General features: G+C 62.5%; 26 protein-coding genes. All 26 read left to right on the top strand.

What is annotated here, in order from left to right:
• Window positions 1–15 precede the first annotated feature (15 nt).
• The 26 genes from DBW_RS10970 (at window position 16) to DBW_RS10845 (ending at window position 23346) form a co-directional block, all read left to right on the top strand.
• On the top strand, window positions 16–1113 hold the full coding sequence (locus tag DBW_RS10970) for a two-component system sensor histidine kinase NtrB (protein WP_066729801.1): 1098 nt from the start codon (window positions 16–18) through the stop codon (window positions 1111–1113).
• A gap of 18 nt (window positions 1114–1131) precedes the next feature.
• Window positions 1132–2556 (top strand): sigma-54-dependent transcriptional regulator, encoded by a 1425-nt coding sequence (locus DBW_RS10965; protein WP_082820307.1) that lies wholly within the window; start codon window positions 1132–1134, stop codon window positions 2554–2556.
• Window positions 2553–3860, top strand: coding sequence for a trypsin-like peptidase domain-containing protein (locus tag DBW_RS10960; protein ID WP_066727572.1), 1308 nt, complete (start codon window positions 2553–2555; stop codon window positions 3858–3860). The genes DBW_RS10965 and DBW_RS10960 overlap by 4 nt, the downstream gene beginning before the upstream one ends.
• Window positions 3861–3909: 49 nt before the next feature.
• Entirely contained in the window at window positions 3910–4371 is a 462-nt protein-coding gene (locus tag DBW_RS10955) for a PaaI family thioesterase (protein WP_066727571.1), read from the top strand.
• The gene (locus tag DBW_RS10950) at window positions 4368–4757 is read left to right on the top strand and encodes a metallopeptidase family protein (RefSeq protein ID WP_066727570.1); all 390 of its coding nucleotides are present in this window, start codon (window positions 4368–4370) and stop codon (window positions 4755–4757) included. Before DBW_RS10955 ends, DBW_RS10950 begins: the two co-directional genes overlap by 4 nt.
• A 100-nt stretch (window positions 4758–4857) precedes the next feature.
• The gene (locus DBW_RS10945; protein ID WP_066727569.1) at window positions 4858–5388 is read left to right on the top strand and encodes a TlpA disulfide reductase family protein; all 531 of its coding nucleotides are present in this window, start codon (window positions 4858–4860) and stop codon (window positions 5386–5388) included.
• 4 nt (window positions 5389–5392) lie between these two features.
• Window positions 5393–6142, top strand: coding sequence for a cytochrome c biogenesis CcdA family protein (locus DBW_RS10940; RefSeq protein ID WP_066727568.1), 750 nt, complete (start codon window positions 5393–5395; stop codon window positions 6140–6142).
• A 79-nt stretch (window positions 6143–6221) separates the two neighbouring features.
• Complete coding sequence (locus DBW_RS10935) at window positions 6222–6650, top strand: Fur family transcriptional regulator (protein WP_157471871.1); 429 nt, start codon at window positions 6222–6224, stop codon at window positions 6648–6650.
• Window positions 6651–6709: 59 nt separating this feature from the next.
• Entirely contained in the window at window positions 6710–8671 is a 1962-nt protein-coding gene (gene feoB / locus DBW_RS10930) for a ferrous iron transport protein B (RefSeq protein WP_066727566.1), read from the top strand.
• A 181-nt stretch (window positions 8672–8852) separates the two neighbouring features.
• Window positions 8853–9509 carry a metal-dependent transcriptional regulator gene (locus tag DBW_RS10925; protein WP_066727565.1) on the top strand — a complete coding sequence of 219 codons (657 nt, stop codon included), beginning with the start codon at window positions 8853–8855 and terminating at the stop codon, window positions 9507–9509.
• A gap of 70 nt (window positions 9510–9579) precedes the next feature.
• Complete coding sequence (locus DBW_RS10920) at window positions 9580–11034, top strand: helicase HerA-like domain-containing protein (RefSeq protein ID WP_066727564.1); 1455 nt, start codon at window positions 9580–9582, stop codon at window positions 11032–11034.
• A gap of 118 nt (window positions 11035–11152) precedes the next feature.
• Window positions 11153–11914, top strand: coding sequence for a 3-deoxy-manno-octulosonate cytidylyltransferase (gene kdsB / locus DBW_RS10915; RefSeq protein WP_066727563.1), 762 nt, complete (start codon window positions 11153–11155; stop codon window positions 11912–11914).
• A 100-nt stretch (window positions 11915–12014) separates the two neighbouring features.
• Window positions 12015–13619, top strand: a complete 1605-nt coding sequence (locus DBW_RS10910; protein ID WP_066727562.1) for a CTP synthase — start codon at window positions 12015–12017, stop codon at window positions 13617–13619.
• Between the two features lies 1 nt (window position 13620).
• Window positions 13621–14442 carry a 3-deoxy-8-phosphooctulonate synthase gene (gene kdsA, locus DBW_RS10905; RefSeq protein ID WP_066727561.1) on the top strand — a complete coding sequence of 274 codons (822 nt, stop codon included), beginning with the start codon at window positions 13621–13623 and terminating at the stop codon, window positions 14440–14442.
• A gap of 41 nt (window positions 14443–14483) precedes the next feature.
• Window positions 14484–15446: a KpsF/GutQ family sugar-phosphate isomerase gene (locus DBW_RS10900; protein WP_066727560.1), complete on the top strand. Its 963-nt coding sequence runs from the start codon at window positions 14484–14486 to the stop codon at window positions 15444–15446.
• Entirely contained in the window at window positions 15446–15967 is a 522-nt protein-coding gene (locus tag DBW_RS10895; protein WP_066727559.1) for a KdsC family phosphatase, read from the top strand. The genes DBW_RS10900 and DBW_RS10895 overlap by 1 nt, the downstream gene beginning before the upstream one ends.
• 80 nt (window positions 15968–16047) lie before the next feature.
• Window positions 16048–16626 (top strand): LPS export ABC transporter periplasmic protein LptC, encoded by a 579-nt coding sequence (gene lptC, locus DBW_RS10890; protein WP_082820306.1) that lies wholly within the window; start codon window positions 16048–16050, stop codon window positions 16624–16626.
• Complete coding sequence (lptA, locus tag DBW_RS10885; protein WP_066727557.1) at window positions 16623–17117, top strand: lipopolysaccharide transport periplasmic protein LptA; 495 nt, start codon at window positions 16623–16625, stop codon at window positions 17115–17117. Before lptC ends, lptA begins: the two co-directional genes overlap by 4 nt.
• Window positions 17114–17839, top strand: a complete 726-nt coding sequence (gene lptB / locus DBW_RS10880) for an LPS export ABC transporter ATP-binding protein (protein ID WP_066727556.1) — start codon at window positions 17114–17116, stop codon at window positions 17837–17839. The genes lptA and lptB overlap by 4 nt, the downstream gene beginning before the upstream one ends.
• Before the next feature lie 48 nt (window positions 17840–17887).
• Complete coding sequence (rpoN, locus tag DBW_RS10875; protein ID WP_066727555.1) at window positions 17888–19339, top strand: RNA polymerase factor sigma-54; 1452 nt, start codon at window positions 17888–17890, stop codon at window positions 19337–19339.
• Between the two features lie 94 nt (window positions 19340–19433).
• Window positions 19434–19982 carry a ribosome hibernation-promoting factor, HPF/YfiA family gene (gene hpf, locus DBW_RS10870; protein WP_066727554.1) on the top strand — a complete coding sequence of 183 codons (549 nt, stop codon included), beginning with the start codon at window positions 19434–19436 and terminating at the stop codon, window positions 19980–19982.
• An 82-nt stretch (window positions 19983–20064) separates the two neighbouring features.
• Window positions 20065–20526, top strand: a complete 462-nt coding sequence (locus DBW_RS10865) for a PTS sugar transporter subunit IIA (protein WP_066727553.1) — start codon at window positions 20065–20067, stop codon at window positions 20524–20526.
• A 59-nt stretch (window positions 20527–20585) separates the two neighbouring features.
• Complete coding sequence (gene hprK / locus DBW_RS10860) at window positions 20586–21560, top strand: HPr(Ser) kinase/phosphatase (protein WP_066727552.1); 975 nt, start codon at window positions 20586–20588, stop codon at window positions 21558–21560.
• Window positions 21557–22423 carry an RNase adapter RapZ gene (gene rapZ / locus DBW_RS10855; RefSeq protein ID WP_066727551.1) on the top strand — a complete coding sequence of 289 codons (867 nt, stop codon included), beginning with the start codon at window positions 21557–21559 and terminating at the stop codon, window positions 22421–22423. The genes hprK and rapZ overlap by 4 nt, the downstream gene beginning before the upstream one ends.
• Before the next feature lie 7 nt (window positions 22424–22430).
• Window positions 22431–22832, top strand: coding sequence for a PTS sugar transporter subunit IIA (locus DBW_RS10850; RefSeq protein ID WP_066727550.1), 402 nt, complete (start codon window positions 22431–22433; stop codon window positions 22830–22832).
• A 25-nt stretch (window positions 22833–22857) separates the two neighbouring features.
• Window positions 22858–23346: a PTS system mannose/fructose/N-acetylgalactosamine-transporter subunit IIB gene (locus tag DBW_RS10845; protein ID WP_066727549.1), complete on the top strand. Its 489-nt coding sequence runs from the start codon at window positions 22858–22860 to the stop codon at window positions 23344–23346.

The following is a 23346-nucleotide window of genomic DNA, read 5'->3' as shown; positions in this document are numbered from 1 at the left end:
TTCACAATCGCAGGTATGCATCGAATCGACCGCTCGCGGATTGCCATCCTGTTCGTTCTGGTAGCAGGGATCACCGCCCTGCACTACCTGACGACCATTCAGTATGCCCAGTTCCACGATATCTATCGGCGGCTCTACTATCTCCCCATCGTACTTGGCGGGCTCTGGTTCGGGCTGCGCGGCGGCATCGGGGTGGCGCTGGCGGTCTCCCTCCTCTACCTCCCGCACGTGGTGCTGCAGTGGGGGCATCATCCGCTGACCGAGGTCGAGCAGTACCTGGAAATCCTCCTCTACAACGTGATCGGCGGCCTGACCGGTCTTCTTTCCCAGCGCGAGCGACTGCAGAAGGAGCGCTACCAGCAGGCGGCCCGGATTCTCGAGGAGAATTACGCCAAGCTGCGTCAGCAGGCCGACCAGATCCTCGAGATCGAGGAACAGCTGCGCCGCGCCGATCGCCTCTCCGCCCTCGGCGAACTCTCCGCAGGGATGGCCCACGAAATCCGCAACCCCCTCGGCTCGATTCGCGGCACCGCCGAGATTCTGCGCGACGGCATGGCGGTCGATGATCCGCGCAGCGAGTTTGCCGCCATCCTGATCCGGGAGGTCGATCGCCTCAACCGGGTGGTGCAGGATTTTCTCGAATTCGCTCGCCCCGGCGAGACCGGCCGCAGTCCCGTCGATCTCAACCAGCTGCTGCAGGAGCTGCTGCTGCTGACCCGGCAGCCGACCCGCAGCGGTGGTGTCGCAGTCGACTTTGCGCCAGGATCGATTCCGCTGGTCCAGGCCGACAGTGAACAGCTGCGGCAGGCCTTTCTCAACCTGATCCTCAATGCCTTGCAGGCGATGCCCGATGGCGGTACCCTGCAGATCGCCTCGCGCAGCGACGGGGAGACGGTTTCGATCGAGTTCCGCGACAGTGGCGGCGGCATTCCCGCCGCCAACCTGAGCCGGATTTTCAACCCCTTCTTCACCACCCGCAGCGAAGGGACCGGGCTGGGGCTGGCGATTACCCACCGCATCGTGCAGGGGCACGGCGGCCGGATCGAGGTTGCGAGCCAGCCCGGCGTCGGAACCCTCTTCACCCTGACTTTCCCGGCTCTGGCAACGGGCTGAAATGAAATGGAACCGCGAATGATTGAAGTTGGGACGAGAAGCGTACTGTTGATCGATGACGACGATTCCCTGCGTCGGGTGATGGAATTTACTCTCGATCAGGCAGGGTGGCGGGTATTGCTGGCGGCCGACGGCGAAGCGGGCCTGGCCCTCTTCCGCCAGGAACGGCCTGCGGTGGTGGTGACCGATATCCAGATGCCGGGGATGTCGGGGATGGAGCTTCTGGCCGCGGTGCGGGAGCTCGACCCGAGCGCGGTCGTCGTAATGATTACCGCCTATGGCACCGTGGAGAAAGCGGTCGCGGCGATGAAGCAGGGGGCCTACGATTTCCTCACCAAACCCTTCTCCCGCGATGAGCTGCGCCTCGTCCTGGAGCGGGCCTGGAGTTTCCTCGACCTGCAAAAGGAGAACCGGCGCCTGCGCGATGCCCTCGCGACCCGCGAGGACTTTAGCCTGGTGGTCGGCAACTCCGATGTCATGCGGGAGGTCTTCGAACGGGTGCGTCGGGTTGCCGCCAGTGAGGCGTCGGTCCTCCTTGAGGGGGAGAGCGGGACCGGCAAGGAGCTGATCGCGCGGGCGATTCACCAGCAGAGCGACCGGCGCGACGGTCCCTTCGTCGCGGTCAACTGCGCGGCGATTCCCGCCGACCTGCTCGAGAGCGAACTCTTCGGCCACGTCAAGGGGGCCTTTACCGGCGCCATCCGCGATCGCCGCGGCAAGTTTGCCCAGGCCGATGGCGGCACTCTCTTCCTCGACGAGGTCGCCGAACTGCCGAGCGAGATGCAGCCGAAGTTGCTGCGGGCCTTGCAGGAACGGGAGATTGAACCGGTCGGCGGTCTCCCCGGCAAGGTCGATGTGCGCCTGGTCGCCGCCACCAACCAGAACCTCGACCAGGCACTGGCGCAGGGGCGCTTCCGGGAGGATCTCTATTACCGGCTGGCGGTGGTGCCGTTGCGCCTGCCGCCGCTGCGGGCGCGGCGGGAAGATATCCCGCTGCTGGTCCGGCACTTTGCCGGCAAGTACGGCGGCGGTGACTTTGCCCCGGCCGCCCTGCAGGCGCTCACTGCCTATCCCTGGCCCGGCAACGTGCGCGAACTCGAAAACGCGGTGCAGCATGCGCTGGTCCTGCGGCAGGGGGGAGTGGTGGAGGTGGCGGATCTGCCGGAGAAGATCACTCGTACGCCCCTTTCCCCCTCCGGCGGGGTCGTTACCCTGCCGGAGGGGGGCTACAGCCTCGAAGCACTGGAGAAAGAGGTGGTAGTCGAAGCGCTGCGGCGTTGTGGCGGCAACCAGACCCGGGCCGCCGCCTTTTTGCGGATACCGCGGCACACCCTGGTTTACCGGATGGAAAAATATGCCATCCCGCGACTGTCGGATGACGGCGCGGAGGCAGCGACGGCGACCGCTGACGTCGCTGGAAAGGAAGGCACCCGTCCGTCATGAAAGGTATCTTCACCCTGCTGGTGCTGCTCGTTACCCTGTGGCCCGCCTCTCTGCCGGCCGCCGACCGGCGCAGTCCGGTGGTGGCGGCGATCGAGAAGGCCGGCCCGGCCGTGGTCAACATCCGCACCGAACAGATCGTCAAGCGCCGGCGCGCGCCGGTTTTCGGGTTCGGCGATTCGATCTTCGACGAGTTCTTTCGCAGCTTCGCCGCGCCCCAGGTCTACAAGACCCAGTCCCTCGGCTCGGGGGTGATCGTCGATCGGCGCGGTTACGTCCTGACCAATGCCCACGTGATCGAACAGGCGTCGAAGATCTTCGTCGCAGTGCCGGGACAGACCCGGGAACTGGCCGGGGAACTGGTTGGGAGCGATGAGCGCCTCGACCTGGCGGTGGTCCGCATCCAGGGGGAGGGGGATTTTCCTTTTCTGGCCCCGGGCCGCTCCGACGACCTCCTCCTCGGCGAGACGGTGATTGCCATCGGCAACCCTCTCGGACTCGGCCATTCGGTGACCACTGGTGTCGTCAGCGCCGCCTCCCGGCGGTTGCCGATGGACGACGGCGTCGTCGGTCATTTCATCCAGACCGATGCGCTGATCAACCCGGGGAACTCCGGTGGCCCGCTGCTCAACATCAACGGCGAGCTGATCGGCATCAACACCGCCATTGCCCGCCAGGCCCAGGGGATCGGCTTCTCGATCCCGATCGATCTCGCCCGGCGCGTCGCCGGAGACCTGATAAAACATGGCCAGCGCCGCCCGGTCTGGCTCGGCCTGCTGCCAGGATCGGTCAATGTGGCCCTGACCCGCAGTCGCGGCGCTGGCGGGGTACTGGTGACCGAGGTCGACCCGGGTTCGCCGGCCGCCAAGGCCGGGGTGGAGCTGGCCGACGTCATTCTTGGCATCGACGGTCTCGAGGTCGAGTCGCCCGCCGAGATGCTGCAACTCCTCTCCAGTTACACGCCCGAAGATCAGCTGCGCTTGCGGTTGCTGCGCGGCGACCAGGAGCAGGAGGTGACGGTCGTTCTCGCTCCGCTGCCGCCAGAATATGGCTTGCGCTATGTCGAGCGAATTTTCGGTTTCCGGGTCCGGGAAGGTTCCCGTGGTCTGGTGATTGCCGCCGTCACCGCCGGCAGTCCGGCCCAGCAGGCCGGCCTTCAGGTCGGGGATGTGGTGGCGGAAGTCGGGGGTCAGCGCTTTAGCGGCGCCAGGGAGTTCGGGGCCTACTTCGAAGCCCATCTTGGCGAACTGCCGCAGAGCTTCCTCTTCGGCCGGGGGGACCGCGGCGCCTACATCGATCTCCCCTGACCGGGAACCCTCATCTTCGACGCCACCGGCGTCTTGACTGGAGTCAGCCATGGCACGCATGCTGGTCGACGGTACCCTTCCGCGGCAGCCGGGATCGCCACAGTTCGAGCTGGAGGGATGGATCGATACCGCCCCCTTCGAGGACCTGCTCGGCATGACCATCGAATCGGTGGGGGAGGGGGCCGCAGTGCTGAGCCTCCCCTTCGTCGTTCGCCTCGCCCAGGGGGGCGGCGTGCTGCATGGCGGGGCGCTCACTGCCCTCGCCGATACCGCCGTGGCCATGGCGATCAAGTCCCGGCTGCCGGCCGGGACGATCTTTGCCACCACCGAACTGACGACCCGATTTCTCGCCCCGGTAGCGTCCGGGCGGGTGGTGGCCCATGCCAGGGTACGCGGTCCCGAGGGGCGCAGTTTTTTCGGCGAGGCCCGGGTCGTCGCTGAGGACGGTCGCGAGGTGGCGCATTTCAGCTCGGTCTTTCGGGTCGCCCGCGGGCAGGGGATCGGCGAATGAACCGCCAGGACTTCATCGCCCTGGTCGAGCGGAGCTGGGCCGCCATTCCCGGGGAATTTCTGGAGCGGGTCGACAATCTCAGTCTCCAGGTCGAGGACTGGGCCGATGTGGAGACCCTGGCCGAGGTCGGTTTCGAGGACCCCCGCGATCTCCTCGGGTTTTACCGCGGGCTCCCCCTCGATGAACGCGGTTTCGACCAGCTGCCGGGGCTGCCGGATGTCATCGTCCTCTACCAGCGGGCGATCGAGGAATATGCCCGTGAAAGCGGCGAAGGACTGCTGCGGGTGATCCGCGAAACCCTGCTGCACGAGCTGGCCCACTATTTTGGCTTCTCCGAGGAGGAGATGGACCACATCGAGGCGCACTGGGCGGAATCGGGTCACTGAGCCGTACCGGCAGGCTGCGCCGCCGGGGTGGCCTCCGTCTTGACATTTCCCCCGCTGACGGGTAGAAATGGGCCTACCCTTCTGAAAGGAAACCTTCCCGATGTTTCGTCCTGTCTGCAAAATAGTACCGCTCTTGCTGCTCCTTTTTTTCTCCCTCTCCGCCAACCTGGTCGCCGCCGGCACCTCAAAGGCCGGTCCGCCGCGGGTCGGGCAGCTCGCCCCCGACTTCACCCTCAAGGATGTCAAGGGGCGCAGCTACACCCTGTCGGAGTTGCGCGGCAAGGTGGTGCTGGTCAACTTCTGGGCGACCTGGTGTCCGCCGTGCCGGGCGGAGATGCCGTCGATGGAGAAGCTGAGCGCCATGCTTTCGAATGACGATTTCGTGCTCCTCGCCATCAACGCCGAGGAGGACGCCCTCGATATCGTCCAGGAGTATCTCCAGGAATCGCCCCACTCCTTTCCGGTCCTGCTCGACGGCGAGACCGCGGTGCAGCAACAATACGGGGTTTATGCCTTTCCGGAGACCTTTATCATCCGCCGCGACGGGATTATCGCCGATCACGTTATCGGCGCCATCGACTGGACCGGTCCCAAGGTCCTCAACCTGATCAAATTCCTGATCAACGGGTGAGGATGTGACCGCTAATGCCGATGTGACGGTCTGGATTGCGCTCTCCGCCGGGGTTCTCTCGTTCTTTTCCCCTTGCGTATTGCCCCTGATCCCTTCCTACCTTACCTACATTACCGGACTCTCCTTCCAGCAACTGCAGGAAGCCCACCCGACCGCCAAGGTGCGGGTCGTGGTGCTGCTCCATTCGCTGACCTTTATTCTCGGGTTTTCCCTGGTCTTCATCTCCCTCGGGGCCCTTGCCGGCCTCGCCTCCGCCTCCTTTCAGAGCCACCTGCGCGAAGGGCTGGTCTGGGTGCAGCGGGTCGGCGGTTTGCTGATTTTCCTGTTTGGCGTCCATATGAGCGGTCTCTTTCATTTCGGGGTTCTCCTCGGGGAAAAACGGGTTCATATCCAGACCAAGCCGAGCGGGTTCATCGGAACGCTGGTGGTCGGCATCGCCTTTGCCGCCGGCTGGACTCCCTGCATCGGGCCGATTCTCGGCGGGATTCTCGCCATGGTCGCCGGCACCAGCGGCGGCGCCGGCCGCGGAATTCTGCTCCTCTCCTGCTACTCGGTGGGGCTGGGAATTCCGTTTCTCATCTCCGGGCTGCTCTTCCATGGCTTCCTCGGATTTTTCAACCGCTTCCGGAAACATATCCGCATCATGGAGATTCTGACCGGGGTTTTGCTGATGGTGGTGGGGGTGATGCTCTTCTTCGGTTATTTCGGCAAGCTCTCCGGCTACCTCTATCGCTGGTTGCCCCTGGCCGGCTGAAGGCGCAGCGCGTTTTCGGCTTGACAGCGGCAGCGCGCTTCTTTATGGTTGAAAACGATTTTCAATTTTGGAGAGAGCCATGCCCGGCAAAGCCCTGTTTCGCGACTATCTTGCCGCCAAGGGATTGAAGTCGACCCGGCAGCGGGAGGTTATCCTCGACGAGTTCCTGCGCTGCGCTTCGCACCCTTCGACGGAAGAGCTCTACCTGCGGTTGCGAAAAAAACACCCGGGGATCGGTTACGCGACGGTTCATCGCGCCCTCAAGCTCTTTTCCGAATGCGGGATTGCCGAAGAGCGCAATTTCGGTGACGGCCAGACCCGCTACGAGTCACGCAGTGGCGAAGAACACCACGATCATCTGATCTGCCTCGGTTGCGGCGCGATCATCGAATTCGAGGATCCCCGTATCGAGGAGCTGCAGGCCAAGGTGGCCGCACAGCACGGCTTCGTCATCGAAAACCATCGCCTCGAACTTTACGGGCGTTGCGGCAAGTGTGCGCAAGGGTGATCCCGGTTTCACCCCGTAGTGAAAATGAATATCCATCTTAGGTGTGAAAGCTGTTATTGATGCAGACCCCTCCCGCTGATTCGAATCACCCCAAAATCGTCCTGGTCGGCAACCCCAACGTAGGGAAGAGTGTGCTCTTCAATGCCCTGACCGGGGCCTACACCACCGTCTCCAACTACCCCGGGACCTCGGTGGAGGTCTCCCGTGGCCACTGCGAAATCGACGGCACCCGCTACGAGGTGCTCGACACCCCGGGGATGTACGCCCTGCTGCCGATTACCGAAGAGGAGCGGGTGGCGCGGCAGATTCTCCTTGCCGAAACCGGCCACATCATTGTTCACGTTATCGACGCCCGCAACCTCGAACGGATGCTGCCGATGACGCTGCAGCTGATCGAGGGCCGGCTACCGGTGCTGCTGGTGGTGAATATCCTCGACGAGGCGGAGCGCATCGGCATGCAGATCGATACCGCGCTGCTGCAGGAAAAACTCGGCATTCCGGTGATCGGCGCCGCCACCGCCCGCAAGCGGGGGCTGAAGGAAATCCGCGCCGCCATCGCCGCATTCGACAGCACGCGCCGCCCCACCTTCGCCTATGCCAGTGACCTTGAGCGCGATATCCTGCGGATTGCCACCACCCTCGCCAGCGACTACCCCCTCGATCGCCGCGCCATCGCGCTGCTCTTGATGCAGAAGGACGAGGAGGTGCTGGAGCTGGTCCGGACGGCGGAAGGGGAAGGGTTTGCTGCCGTCGAGACGGCGGTGCGGGCGGTCGCTTTCGAACGCCGCGTCGACTTGCATCTGCGCATCAGCTTAGAGCGCAAACGGGTCTGCAAGGGGGTTCTCGACGGCGTGGTCAGCCAGGATTCCGGCGCCCGCACCCCCTTCAGCGAACGGCTGTCGGGCTGGACGATGAATCCCTGGAGCGGCTTTCCGCTGCTGCTGCTGGTGCTTTACTTCGGGCTCTACCAGTTCGTCGGCAACTTCGGCGCCGGGACGGTGGTCGACCTGCTCGAAGGGCACCTCTTCGAAGAATGGCTTAATCCCTGGGCGATCGCCCTCTCCGATCGCTTCCTTCCCTGGTACTGGCTGCGCGAACTGATCACCGGCGAGTACGGCATCTTTACCCTCGGCATCCGCTACGCGGTCGCCATCATCCTGCCGATTGTCGGGACCTTCTTTCTCGCCTTTTCGGTGATCGAGGATACCGGCTATTTCCCGCGCCTGGCGATGCTGGTCGACCGGATTTTCAAGCAGATCGGCCTCAACGGCCGGGCGGTAATCCCGATCGTCCTCGGTTTTGGCTGCGACACCATGGCGACCATGGTCACGCGCACCCTGGAGACGGTCCGCGAGCGGTTGATCGCCACCGTCCTGCTTGCCCTGGCGATCCCCTGCAGCGCCCAGCTCGGCGTCATTCTCGGGCTCCTCTCCGGCGCCCCCGGCGCCCTCCTGGTCTGGACCTTGTGCGTTGCCGCCATCTTTCTCGTCATCGGCTTTCTCGCCGCCCGGGTGACGCCCGGCGAGCTGCCGATGTTCTACATGGAGATTCCGCCGCTGCGCCTGCCGCAGCCACGCAACGTCCTGGTCAAGACCCTGACCCGGATGCAGTGGTACCTGCTCGAAATTTTCCCCCTCTTCATCTTCGCCTCGGTGCTGCTCTGGGCCGGCAAGCTCAGCGGCGCCCTTGGCGGACTGATTACCCTGCTGCGGCCGGCGATGCTCGCCCTGGGGCTGCCACCCGACACCGCAGCGGTCTTCGTCCTCGGCTTCTTCCGGCGCGATTTCGGCGCCGCCGGGCTCTACGACATGCAGGCCAACGGCGTCCTCAGCGTGGTGCAGCTGACGGTAGCCGCGGTCACCCTGACCCTCTTTGTCCCCTGTATCGCCCAGTTCCTGATGATGAAAAAGGAGCGGGGCTGGCCAACGGCGACCGGCATCTTTGTCTTCGTCACTGCCGTCGCCTTTGGTTGCGGCTGGCTTCTCAACCAGGCCCTGCTTTTCACCGGAGTCCTTTCATGATCTGTGGTTTCTGCGGCCGGGAGATTCCCGACCGTCTTCCCCAACCGGAAGACCGTTGCGGCGCTTGTCCCGGTGGCTGTCGCAAAGTTCATTGTCCGCACTGCGGGTACGCCAATCCGTCGGTGCCGGCATTTCTGCAAAAACTGACTCGTTCCAGGGCCAAGGGGGAGAAGGAGGATTCATGATGATCTCGCACCAGGCAGAAGATATCCTCGAGGCGCTCTGGATTGCGACCGAGGAGAAAGGGGACCACGGCGCCCTGCTTGAGACCCTCGGGCTCCGTCCCGATGACGCCGCTCTGGAGGAACTCGACCGGCTCGCCTTTGTCGATATCCAAGGGGAGCGGGTTCATTTGCGGGAAGAAGGGCGCGAGGAGGCGCAGATGGCAGTGCGCCGGCACCGGCTGGCCGAACGCCTGACCATGGACATCTTTGATATCCGCGGTCCGGAAGGGGACGAGAAGGCCTGCGAATTCGAGCACCTGTTGCGCGGCGCCGTCGACACCAAGCTCTGCACCCTGCTCAACCACCCTGCGACCTGTCCCCATGGCCGGCCGATTCCTCCTGGCCGGTGCTGCCGTGACGCCAAACAGCAGGGTGCGCCCGGGGTGGTCGCCCTGACCGAACTCAAAGCGGGCGAAGTCGGCGAAATTGCCTATCTCTCCACCGCCGAGCCGAAGAAGATGCAGAAACTGATGAGCATGGGCGTTCTTCCCGGCAACCAGTTACTGCTCAAGCGCGCCTACCCGAGCTACATCTTCCGCATCGGTCATTCCGAATTCGCCGTCGACCAGGAGCTGGCGCGGGAAATCTTCGTCCGTCCCGGGCCGGGGAGCTGAAACCAACCTGTTGCCATCTCTCCTGTCCCTCTCGGAAGGGGACCCCATTTGCGAACCTGGAGCGTCTGTCATGGGTGACAATAATCAGCTGACCATTGCCAAAGGGGCGGACTTCATCGGCATCCTGCCGACCATGGCGAACCGGCACGGACTGGTCGCCGGCGCTACCGGTACCGGCAAGACTGTTACCTTGCGGGTATTGGCCGAGCAATTCAGCGCCCGCGGCATTCCTGTCTTTGTCGCCGACGTCAAGGGGGATCTTTCCGGCCTGGCCCACCCCGGCGGCGACCAGCCGCGGATCCAACAGCGGGCCGCAGACCTTAGGCTCACGGATTTCAATCCGGCCGGCTTTCCGGTGGTCTTCTGGGATCTTTTCGGCGCCCAGGGGCACCCGGTGCGCACCACGCCGACGGAAATGGGGCCGCTACTGCTGGCCCGGCTCTTCGACCTCAATGAGACCCAGGCCGGAGTCCTCAACCTGGTCTTCAAGATAGCCGACGACCAGGGGTTGCTGCTGCTCGACCTCAAAGACCTGCAGGCGATGGTGCGTTTCGTCGGCGACCAGGCGGCGACCTTCCGCACCCAGTACGGGAACATCTCGGCGGCGAGCATCGGTGCCATTCAGCGTGCCCTGCTCGCCCTCGAGCAGCAGGGGGGGGCGCGTTTCTTCGGGGAACCGGGTCTCGATCTCGAGGACCTTTTGCAAACTGCCGGCGACGGTCGCGGCGTCATCAACATCCTGGCCGCCGACCGGCTGATTCAGCAGCCGAAGCTCTACGCCACCTTTCTGCTCTGGCTGCTGGCGGAGCTCTTCGAGCGCTTGCCGGAGGTCGGCGATGTCGACCAGCCGCGCCTGGTCTTCTTTTTCGACGAGGCCCATCTCCTTTTCGCCGATCCGCCCAAGGCGCTGCTCGAGACCATCGAGCAGGTGGTGCGGCTGATTCGCTCCAAGGGGGTCGGGATCTATTTCGTTACCCAGAATCCCCTTGATCTTCCTGACACCATCCTCGGCCAGCTCGGCAATCGCGTCCAGCACGCCCTGCGTGCCTTTACTCCTCGTGACCAGAAAGCGGTACGGGCGGCGGCGGAGACCTTTCGCTCCCGTCCCGGACTCGATGTCGCCCGCGCCATTACCGAACTCGGCGTCGGCGAGGCGCTGGTCTCGGTGCTCGATTCCCGCGGTGCGCCGACGCCGGTGGAACGGGCACTGGTCTGTCCACCCCGCAGCCGCCTGGCCCCCCTTACTCCTGCCGAACGGCAGCAGGTGGTCGCCGCCTCGCTGCTGGCCGGGCAGTACGAGCAGACGATTGATCGCGATTCTGCCTACGAACGCCTCAAGATCCGGGCTGCCCGGGCGGTGCCCGAGGTGGGGAACGGGAAGCCCCCGGCCGCCCCGGAAAACCGGCAGAAGGTGCTGCTGGAGGCGGCCGCCAAGAGCGCCGCCCACGCCATCGGCAGTCAACTCGGGCGCCAGCTGTTGCGCGGCCTGCTCGGCTCCCTTTTCGGCGGCCAGCGCCGCCGCTGATCCCTTGCGGGTCGCCGCCTCGGGCGCGTTCCCCCCGCTGCTGCATGGCTTGACTTCCCCCTGCGATTTCTTTACTCTACGGGCGGCTTCCAGCAGCAGTGAAAGGATTCGTTCCATCATGCGCGTTACCGCGATTATTCCCGCCCGCTTTGCCTCCACCCGCTTTCCGGGCAAGCCTCTCGCCGACCTGCTTGGCAAACCGATGATCCAATGGGTCTGCGAGCGGACCGCCCGGGCCTCCGGGATCAACCGGGTGGTCGTCGCTACCGATGACCAGCGCATTGCCGACGCCGTGCGGGCATTCGGCGGCGAGGTCGAAATGACACGGCCGGATCATCCCACCGGCACCGACCGCCTGGCCGAGGTCGCTGCGCGCATCGAAACCGATCTGGTCGTCAACGTGCAGGGGGACGAGCCCCTGATCGACCCGAAAATGATCGAACAGGCGCTGGCGCCGCTGAAGAAGAATCGCGGCATCCCGATGGGGACCCTCAAATGCCCCCTGACCTCGCTGGAAGAGTTCCGCAACCCCAATGTGGTCAAGGTGGTGACCGACCGCCAGGGGTTCGCCCTTTACTTCTCCCGGGCGCCGATCCCCCATGCCCGCGACCTCGGCGACCTCCTCCCCGAGGATCTTGCCGGCCTCAATTGCTTCAAGCATGTCGGTCTTTACGTCTATCGCAAGGATTTCCTCCTCACCTATCCCAAACTGGCCGTCACCCCGCTGGAAAATCTTGAAAAACTTGAGCAGTTGCGGGCGCTCGAACACGGTTTTCGCATCCGCGTGGCGGAGACCGCTCTTCCGACCCAGGGGGTCGATACCCCGGCGGATCTGCAGCGGGTCGTCGAACTCCTGCGTGGCGGCAGGGTCAAGGGGTGAAATTGGGGTTTTCTTTTGCCACCCCGATGTGTAAAATTTCGATTTTGATCCTGCCTGCTTCGGCATTGGGGCAGGTTTCCGTGCTGCCAAAGGAGTCCCCATGAAGACCAAGTTTATTTTTGTTACCGGCGGTGTCGTCTCCTCTCTGGGCAAGGGACTCGCCGCCGCCTCCATCGGGGCTCTCCTCGAAGCCCGGGGTTTGCGGGTTTCCATGCAAAAGATGGATCCGTATATCAATGTCGACCCCGGGACCATGAGCCCGTTTCAACATGGCGAGGTCTTTGTTACCGATGACGGGGCCGAGACCGACCTCGATCTCGGTCACTACGAGCGCTTCACCACCGCGACCCTGTCGCGCAAATCGAACTTCACCACCGGCCAGGTCTACGACTCGGTCATCCGCAAGGAGCGCCGTGGCGACTACCTCGGCGGGACGGTCCAGGTCATTCCCCATATCACCAATGAAATCAAGGGAAAGATCCTCGAGAATGCCAAGGGGGTCGATCTTGCCATCATCGAAGTCGGCGGGACCGTCGGCGACATCGAGTCCCTGCCCTTTCTGGAGGCGATCCGCCAGTTTCGCACCGACCGCGGCCACGAAAATGTTCTCTACATCCACCTCACCCTCGTCCCCTATATCCCCACCGCCGGTGAACTGAAGACCAAGCCGACCCAGCACAGCGTCAAGGAATTGCGCGAGATCGGCATTCAACCCGACATTCTCCTCTGCCGCTGCGACCGGGAAATCCCCCGGGACATGAAGGCGAAGATCGCGCTCTTCTGCAACGTCCGTGAAGAGGCGGTCATCACCGCCCGTGACGTGCAGTCGATCTACGAGGTCCCCAAGGTCTACCACGACCAGGGGCTCGACGAGCGGCTGGTCGAACTCCTCAATATCTGGACCAAGGCGCCCGACCTTTCCGACTGGGAGCGGATCGCCAAGCGGGTGCGCGAACCGGCCGGCGAGACGACCATTGCCATCGTCGGCAAGTATGTCGAGCTGACCGAGAGCTACAAGTCCCTGGCCGAAGCCCTGACCCACGGCGGCATCGCCAACGACTGCCGCGTCAATCTGACCTACGTCGATTCCGAAGCCCTGGAGCGCCATGGCGTCGGCGATACCTTTGCCGGTGCCGACGGCATCCTGGTACCGGGCGGCTTCGGTGAACGGGGGAGCGAAGGAAAGATTGCGGCGATTCGCCACGCCCGGGAAAACCAGCTCCCCTTCTTTGGTATCTGCCTCGGCATGCAGATGGCGGTGGTCGAATTTGCCCGCCACGTCTGCAACATCGAGGATGCCTACTCCTCCGAGTTCCGGGAAGAGGCCAAGAACCCGGTCATCCACATCATGGAAGGGCAGAAGGGGGTGAAAGGGAAGGGGGGGACGATGCGCCTCGGCGCCTATCCCTGCGATCTCGCCGCCAAGACCCAGGCACGCCGGATTTACGGGCAGCAGTCGATCAGCGAACGCCACCGCCATCGTTACGAATTCAACAACAGTTACCGCGACACCTTGCGCAAGGCCGGTCTGGTTATCTCCGGCAGCAACCCGGAGCTTGACCTGGTCGAGATTGTCGAGCTGGCCAACCACCCCTGGTTCCTCGGCTGCCAGTTCCACCCCGAGTTCCGCTCGCGGCCGATGGCGCCCCATCCGCTCTTCGAATCCTTCGTCGGCGCCTGCCTGAAACATCGTGGGGAGAAATAAGATGACCCGTGAAATCCGGATCGGCAACGTCGTCTTTGGCGGCAATCGCCCTCTGGTTCTGATCGCCGGCCCCTGCGTTATCGAGGAGGAGTCTCTCACCCTGCGGATTGCCGAATTCCTCAAGCGCCTGACCGGGGATCTCGGTATCGGCCTGGTCTTCAAGGCTTCCTACGACAAGGCCAACCGGACCTCGATCGCTGCCTTTCGCGGCCCGGGGATGGAGGAAGGGCTGAAGATCCTGGCGCGGATCAAGCGCGAGTTCGACGTGCCGGTGGTCTCCGACATCCACGAGATCAGCCAGGTCGAGGTCGCGGCCGAGGTTCTCGACATCCTGCAGATCCCCGCTTTTTTGTCACGGCAGACCGACCTGCTGCTCGCTGCGGCAAAGACCGGCAAGGCGGTCAATATCAAGAAGGGGCAGTTTTTGGCCCCCTGGGATATGAAAAACGCCGTCGGCAAGATGGCCGCGGCCGGCAATGACCGGGTATTGCTGACCGAACGCGGCGCCTCGTTCGGCTATAACAACCTGGTGGTCGACATGCGTTCGCTGCCGATCATGCGCGAAACCGGTTGCCCGGTGATCATGGATGCGACCCATGCAGTACAACTCCCCGGCGGCGCCGGGACCTCCTCGGCCGGGCAGCGGCAGTTCGTCGGTGCCCTCTCCCGCGCCGCCGTGGCGACCGGAATCGACGGGCTGTTCTGGGAAGTCCACGAGAACCCGGAGGCGGCCCTCTGCGACGGACCGAACTCCCTTTACCTTAAAGACCTGCGGCCGATGCTGGAAGACCTCCTGGCGATCGATGCGATCGTCAAGAAATAAGCGGCCCTTTCAACGACCACAGGAACCGGGAGAAATCACCGATGCTGGAAAAGGCAAAACAGGTGTTGCGCATCGAGGCGGAAGCCATCCTCGCCCTCGTTGACCGGGTCGATGCCCGTTTCGAAGGGGCGGTGGCGATGATCCTCGCCTGCCAGGGGCGGGTGGTGATCACCGGGATGGGGAAGTCGGGTCTCATCTGCCAGAAGATCGCCGCCACCATGGCCTCCACCGGCACCCCGGCGCTCTTTCTCCACCCTGCCGAGGGGATTCACGGCGACCTCGGGATGTTGATGAAGGGGGACGTGGTGATTGCCGTTTCCAACTCGGGGGAGACCGAAGAGATCACCCGGATCCTGCCGGTGATCAAGCGCATGGGGCTCCCCCTGATTGCCATGAGTGGCAATCCGAAAAGCACCCTGGCCCGGGCCGGAGATGTCTTCCTCGACATCTCGATTCGCGAGGAGGCCTGCCCACTCGGGTTGGCGCCGACGGCCAGTACCACGGCGACCCTGGCCATGGGCGACGCCCTGGCGGTGGCCCTGCTGGTCGAACGCGGCTTCAAGGAAGAGGATTTTGCTCTTTTTCACCCTGGTGGCGCCCTCGGTAAGCGGCTGCTGCTGCGGGTGGAGGATATCATGCACACCGGGAAGGACATCCCGATGGTGCCGGAATCGACCCTGCTCAAGGAAGCCCTCTTTGAGATTACCAGCAAGAAGCTGGGCATCACCGGGGTCGGCACTGCCGACGGTCGTCTCTGCGGAGTATTTACCGACGGTGACCTGCGCCGCGCCCTTGGTGAAGGGATCGAGATTCTAAACCGGCCGATCGGTGATTTCAGCAACCGCAACCCGAAACGGATCCTGCGCAGCAACCTCGCAGCCAAGGCGCTGCAGAAGATGGAAGAGTATTCGATTACCTCTCTCTTTGTCTTCGAGGGGGAGGCGGACCAGGTTCCGGTCGGCATCATCCACCTGCATGATCTGCTCAAGGCGGGGGTGGTCTGATGAAGGAGCGTTGCCGTGCCATTCGCCTGCTCCTTCTTGACGTTGATGGTGTCCTCACTGACGGGCGCATCGTCTATGACGACCATGGCGTCGAAACCAAGGCTTTCGATGTCAAGGACGGTCACGGTCTCAAACTGCTTCAGCGGGCCGGAGTGCGTATCGGCATCATCACCGGACGCCAGTCGCGACTGGTCGAAGTGCGGGCCGCGGAACTCGGTATCGATATTCTCCACCAGGGGATCAAGGACAAACTTGTGCCCTACCGGGGGATCCTCGCCGAGCTTGGCCTGACCGACGCGGAAGTCGCCTATGTCGGCGATGACGTCGTCGATCTGCCGATTTTGCGCCGGGTCGGGTTTGCGGCGACGGTTGCCGACGCGGCTGAAGATGTCAAGCCGCATGTTCACTATGTTTGCCGGCGACCTGGCGGCAGGGGCGCGGTCCGGGAAGTCTGCGACCTGCTGCTCAAGGAGTCGGGAGCCTGGACCGCCGTGACGGCCCGCTATTTTGAGGGCGGCTGAGGGTCCCATACAAATCCCGTGCCAAATCCTCCGATTGGTCTTTACATGCCCTTCCGCCGAGTGTTATACTGGCCCAGCTTATGAAAAAGAGACTGCAACTACGCAATGGCCTGGCGTTTGTAATCTTGGCTCTCGCCTCCGCCCTCGCCCTATTCATTGCCAGCAACCTGAAGGGGAATGCTCCGGAAGAAGTTCTTGAGGGGCTGCCGAAGAACGTTGACCTCTCGCTGAAGAAGATTGACTATACCGAGACGCGCGATGGCAAGCGGACCTGGACCCTGACGGCCGATTCTGCCGCGCATAACCTGACCGAGGGGGTTGGGCGGATTGAAAATGTGCGCATGACCTTCTTCGACCAGCGGCTGGGTGAACTCAGGGTTCAGGCCGATCACGGCGAACTGGCGCCGGAAAAACGCGAGGTGACCGCCACCGGGAACGTAGTGGTTCGCAGCCCGGCCGGGTACAGCTTTTATACCGAGCGCCTCGATTACCGCGAAAGCGACCGTTTTATCAGTACCAACCTGCCGGTACGGCTGGAAGCTCCAACGGGGACGATCCGTGGCCGTGGCATGCGCCTGAATGTCGTCGACCGGACCTTGACCCTACTTGCCGATGTAAAAGCCGAATTCCCCCGTGGATTTAGCAGGGAGCACCCATGACCCGATGGCTGGCAGCTCGATTTCTCATGCTTGCTCTTTGCAGCGGAGTGCCGGCATTTGCCCAGATTGCGCCGCCGGGGTTGCAGGCCGATGCCCCGGTCTCGGTAACCTCGGACCGGCTTGAGGCCGACGACAAGCTTCATCAGGTGCGCTTTTCCGGCAATGTTGTCGCCCGCCAGGGAGATGTCGCCATCTACGCCGGTGAACTGATGCTGGTCTATCCGGACTCGGGTCGGGATATCGAACGGATCGATGCGACGGGGGCGGTGCGAATCGTCCAGGGGAACCGTATCGCGACGGGCGAAAAGGCGAGTTTCTTCAACGCCGAACGAAAGATCGTTCTGACCGGGTCGCCGCGGGTTTACCAGGGGGATGACTTTCTGGAGGGGGATGAGATTATCGTCTTTCTCGACGAGGAGCGCAGTATCGTCAAAAGCGACCAGGGCTCCCGGGTCAATGCGGTCTTTCATCCCCGGGGGGTGAAGCCTTGAAGCGGCGCTTGCTGGCCCGGGGCCTCTGCAAGGCCTACCGGGGCCGCGAGGTAGTGCGCAACGTCGATTTCGAGGTTGCCTCCGGAGAGGTGATCGGTCTGCTCGGTCCTAACGGCGCCGGAAAGACGACCAGTTTCTACATGGTGGTCGGACTGGTGCGCCCCGACCAGGGGCAGGTTTTTCTGGACGATACCGAGTTGACCCCGCTCCCCATGTATCAGCGCGCCCGGACCGGGATCTCCTACCTCCCCCAGGAAGCCTCGGTTTTTCGCAAGCTGACCGTGGAACAGAACCTGCTTGCGATCCTGGAGACTCTTGACCTCGATTCCCGTCAGCAGCGGCGACGTTGCGACCAGTTGCTCGAGGAGCTGCGCCTGACCCATATTACCCGTTCTTTCGGCTATTCCCTCTCCGGTGGCGAACGCCGCCGGGTGGAGATTGCCCGGGCGCTGGTCCTGGAACCATCTTTCATCCTTCTCGACGAGCCCTTTGCCGGCATCGACCCTATTGCCGTCATCGACATCCAGACGATCATCGGGCAGTTGCGCGAGAGGGGGATCGGGGTGCTGATCTCGGATCACAATGTCCGGGAGACCCTGGGGGTCTGTGATCAGGCCTATATTCTCAGCGACGGTGAAATTCTCGAATTTGGCGAGCCGGCAAAAATTGCCGCGAGCCCCCGGGCGCGACAGATTTACCTGGGAGAAAAATTCAGCCTTTGATGGTTGGGACCTTCTGTCCACTTGATGGTCACCGGCTGCAGGAGAACAATGGCCCTTGAAATCCGACAACAACTGAAACTGAGCCAGCAACTGGTGATGACTCCCCAGCTGCAGCAGGCGATCAAGCTTTTGCAGTTGTCACGCATGGAGCTGGTCGAACTGGTGCAGCAGGAACTGGAGGAGAATCCCGTCCTGGAAGAAGGCGCCGAGGAAGTCCAGGAAGCAGAAACCGCCGCGGCCGAGGCCGAGAGGACGGATGAGTCCGCATCCGCTTCCGAGGAAGTTAAGGAAGTTGCCGGTGGCGACGAGGGGTTGAATGATATCGACTGGCAGACCTACCTCGAAGGCTACAACCTTGGCGGTACGGTGGCCGACTCCTACGAAGAAGACGAAGATCGCCCCTCCTATGAAAACCTGCTGACCAAGAAGAGCACCCTTTCCGATCACCTCCTCTGGCAGTTGGGACTGTCGCGAATATCCGGGTTGCAGCGGCTGGTGGCTACCGAGATCATCGGCAACATCGATGACGACGGCTACCTGACCGCTACACCCGAAGAAATCGCCGGGGCCTGCGGCTGTACCAGCGGGGAGGTCGAGACCGTCCTGGGCCAGGTTCAGGCCTTCGACCCGCCCGGGGTGGCCGCGCGAAGCCTGCAGGAGTGCCTGCTGTTGCAGGTCCGGCAACTGGACATGGTCGGCACCCTGGTCGAGACCATTCTGCGGGATTTTATCGGTGAACTCGAAAACCGGAAATTCCAGGCGATTGCCAAGGCGGTCGGGGCGACTCTCGACGAGGTTCTGGGCGCGGCCAAGGTGATCAGCCAACTCGATCCCAAGCCGGGTACTCCTTTCGGCCATGACGATGTCCACTATATCATTCCGGATATCTTCGTCTACAAGATCGGCGAGGAGTATGTCGTCGTGCTCAATGACGAAGGACTGCCGAACCTGCGGATCAACTCCTTCTATCGCCATGCCCTCTCCGGCGCTTCGAGCATCGATGCCAAGGCCGGGGAATACATCCAGGAGAAGATGCGCGGCGCGGTCTGGCTGATCAAGAGTATCCATCAGCGCCAGCGGACCATCTACAAGGTCACCCGCAGCATCGTCAAGTTCCAGCGGGATTTCTTCGATCGGGGGATCGAGCACCTCCGCCCCCTGGTTCTGCGCGATGTCGCCGAAGACATCGAGATGCACGAATCGACGATCAGTCGGGTGACCACCAACAAGTATGTCCAGACCCCGCAGGGGCTCTTCGAACTCAAGTATTTCTTCAACAGCGGCATCAACACCACCGAAGGTGAGTCGGTGGCGTCGGAGAGCGTGAAGAGCAAGATTCGGGATATCGTTGCGGGAGAGAACCCCAAGAAGCCCTATTCGGACCAGAAGATTGTAGACATACTCAAGCGCCATGGCATCGATATCGCGCGCAGGACCGTCACCAAATACCGTGAAATGCTTGGGATCGGTTCTTCCACGGAACGCAAAAGGCTCTTCTAGTCAGGCCGGTCGTGGCCATCGCAGCAGCCGGTGGTATAATCACAACAAATAACTGATATCACCCCCCCGGACGGGGATTTTCCAGGAGGTCCACATGCAAATTGCCGTTACATTCCGTCACATGGAAACGAGTGAGCCGGTTCGCGCTTATATCGAAGAGAAAGTCTCCCGGGTCAAGAAATACATCGACGAGCCGATCGATGCCCAGGTTGCCATCTCCGTCGAGAAAAAAATCCGTCACCGTGCCGAGGTGACCATCGTCGCCAAGGGGATCACCATCAAGGGGTCGGAAGAGACCAACGACATGTATGCGGCCATTGATAACGTGGTCGACAAGATTGAGCGTCAGCTCAAGCGTTACAAGGAAAAAATCAAGATGCACAAGCCCCACGCCGGAAAGGAGCGCCAGGTCCAGAAATCGGTGCTCGCGGCGGAAAGCATTGACGAGGGGCAGGGCGAACCGGTCATCATTCGGACCGACAGCTTCCCGGTCAAGCCGATGGAGGTGGAAGAGGCGGTCATGCAGATGGACCTGCTGCACAAGGATTTCCTGGTATTCACCGATGCCAGGACCGAAGAGGTCAATGTTGTATACCGGCGCAAGGACGGCAATTACGGTTTGATTATTCCCCAGGCAAGATAAGGGGCGATGGCTACCGGACGGAGAGGGCAGACTGTGCCGCTCCGTCCGGTTTTTCAGCTTCTGGAGGCGAGAACAATTAGCTATGAAAATCGTTGATCTGCTGGACCCCCTGGCCATCGCTGCCGAACTTCGCGGGACGACCAAAAACGAAGTGCTGGGTGAGCTGACCGATGCCCTGCTGCGTGTCGAGAAATCCCTTGGCCGCGACGAGGTGGTGCGGGTGCTGCAGGAGCGGGAGCGCCTTGGCAGCACCGGCATCGGCGAAGGGGTGGCCATCCCCCATGGCAAGCTGAAGGATCTTGACCGTCTGCTGATTTCCTTTGGCCGCAGCACCTCCGGGGTCGACTTCGATTCGATGGATGGCAAGCCGGCCCATCTCTTTTTCCTCCTGGTTGCGCCGGAAGAGTCGGTCGGGATTCACCTCAAAACCCTGGCGCGCATTTCCAAGCTGCTGAAGAACCCGCAGGTCCGCAAGCGTTTGCTCGAAGGTCAGGACGCCGCTGACCTGCAGCGTATTATTGCCGAGGAAGAGGAGAAACTCTAGACCTCGGCCAAGGCCAGTTGGGAAGAATATACAGCGGGGGGCACGGAACGGGACTGGGCATGGCTGGATTGACTATTGAGGAGCTGCTGGCCGAAACGGAAGCCGGACTCGACCTGCAACTGCTCTCTGGGGCGGCCGGTCTCGCCAGGCGGGTGCAGGTGCCGCGCATCCAGAAACCGGGGCTGGCCCTTGCCGGTTACACGACCAATCTTCATCCGGACCGGATTCAGGTGCTTGGCTCGACCGAGTTGACCTACCTCGGGCAACTCCCCCCGGACCGGGCGGAAGAACACCTGATAAAGCTCTGTCACCTCGATATCTCCTGCTTTATCATTACCAAGGGACAGACCCCGCCCCCCCTGCTGATCCGCGAGACCGAACGCAACGGCATCCCGCTGTTGTCCACCCATCACCAGAGTTCGACTTTCATCTCCCTGATCACCAAGTTTCTTGAGGAACGGCTCCTCCCCTCGACCACGGTCCATGGCGTTCTCGTCGACGTCCTCGGGGTGGGGGTGTTGCTCCTCGGCAAGAGCGGGGTCGGCAAGAGCGAGTGTGCCCTGGAGCTGGTTCTCAAGGGACACCGGCTGGTCGCCGATGACGTGGTCAAGGTTCGTCTCAAGCTCCCCGCCGTCCTCTTCGGCGAGGGGAGTGATCTGCTCCATTACCACATGGAGATCCGGGGGCTGGGGATAATCAATATCAAGCACCTGTTCGGGGTAGCGGCAATTCGTGAGCGGAAGAAGATCGACCTCGCCATCGAACTGGTGGAATGGGACGAGGAGAAGGAATATGACCGCCTCGGCATCGAGGACCAGACCTTCGACCTGCTCGGTGTCAGGATCCCGCTGCTGCGCATTCCCATTCGCCCGGGACGCAATATGACCTCGATCGTCGAGGTTGCCGCGCGCAACCAGCTCCTTAAGGAAATGGGTTATCACAGCGCCCTGGAATTCCAGGATCGGCTGGAAAAACGGATGGCAGAGATGGCGCGGCTGCATGCCCATGAGATCATCGGGGATAATCTCGAATGACCCAGAAACGGCTGATCATCATCACCGGACTCTCCGGGTCGGGAAAGACGACGGCGGCCCGGGCGCTGGAGGACGAAGGGTTTTTCGTCGTCGACAACCTGCCGATACCGCTTTTGCCGCGCCTGCTCGAGATCAGCCCGGCGGCGGCCTCCGCCGGTGGCGATGTTGCCATTGTCCTCGATATCCGCAATCGCAGTTTTCTGGCTGCCAGTGAGACGGTCTTCGCCGAGATCCGGCAGGCCGGTTATCGTCTCGAGATCCTCTTTTTCGAAGCGAGCGACGAAATTCTGTTGCGCCGCTATTCGGAAACCCGCCGCCGCCACCCGGTCGGTGGCGGTGTCGGCGTCCTCGACAGCATCCACCGCGAACGGGAGCTTCTGGCCGGACTTCGTGGCCAGGCGACGATGATCACCGACAGTTCGCAGCTGACCCCGCACCTGCTGCGGGCCCGGGTCACCGCCCTCGTTCTGGGCGGCAACGATGCCACCCCTCTCGCAGTTCTGGTGCAGTCGTTCGGATTTCGCTATGGTATCCCCCCGGGTACTGATCTGTTGATGGATGTGCGTTTTCTGCCCAATCCGCATTTCCATCCCGATCTGCGCGGTCAGACCGGGCTTGACCCCGCAGTCCGGGATTTTATTTTCGACCAGGAAATCTGCCGGGAGTTTCTCGACCGGTTCCGGGACCTGCTGCAATTCCTCCTCCCCCATTACCGCCAGGAGGGGAAGAGCTACCTGACGATATCAATCGGATGCACCGGCGGCCGTCATCGCAGTGTTGCGCTCGCCGAGGCGCTCAGCCCTCTCATTGCCGGCACCGGAATCACCGTGCAGACAACCCATCGGGATCTCGACAAGGGATAAGAATTCGATGACCGGTCTGATTATCGCCACCCACGGAAACCTCGCCGAAGAGTTTCTGCAGGCCTGCAGTACCATTATCGGTCCGCTTGCCATGGCACGCAGTATCGCCATCCGTCGGGAAGACGCGGTGGAGGAGATCCGCGGCCGCCTGGCCGCTGCCATCGAGGAGGTTGGCGGTGACGGCCACGGGGTGCTGATCATGACCGACATGTTCGGCGGGACTCCCGCCAATCTCAGCCTTACTTTTCTCGATCCCGGGAAGGTCGAGGTGCTGACTGGCGTCAACTTGCCGATGATCCTCAAGTTTTTTAATACCCAGGAAAATCTTTCCCTGGTCGAGCGGGCCGCCCTGGTCAAGGCGTATGGCCAGCAGGGCATTACCCTGGCAAGTGAGTTTCTCACCAAATAGGGGTGCGGTTGAAGGTCTTGTCTCCATGAGTATTGTTCTGGTCCGTATCGACAACCGACTGATTCACGGACAGGTGCTGGAAGCCTGGGTCCCGGCGGTCAGGGCCAATTGTATCGTTGTGGCCAATGATCAGGCCGCCTCCGCTCCGTTCCAGCGCATGCTGATGGAAGCGGCGGTGCCGAAGGGAATCAAGGTGCTCATTGGCAGCGTTGCCGAAAGTTCAGCGCTCCTGTCGACCGGCGAACTCGATGACTTCCGGGTCCTGCTGCTGTATGCCACCTCCGAAGATGCCTTGCGGGGGTTGCGCAGCGGGGCACCGTTTCACGAGCTCAACCTCGGCAACATGCATGCCGGTGCGGGGAAACAGAAACTCTCCTGCACCATTGCCCTCGATCCCGAAGATATCGGCAACCTGCAGCAACTGGAGGCGGATGGAGTACGCATCATGTCCCAGTGTATCCCCTCGGACCGGGAACGCCCCTGGAAGAACCTGTTGCCGCTGAGCGATGGTTGA

Origin of the sequence: Desulfuromonas sp. DDH964 (assembly GCF_001611275.1) — a bacterium.
In the GTDB taxonomy this organism is placed as follows: domain Bacteria; phylum Desulfobacterota; class Desulfuromonadia; order Desulfuromonadales; family DDH964; genus DDH964.
This window is presented reverse-complemented; position numbering and strand designations above follow the sequence as displayed.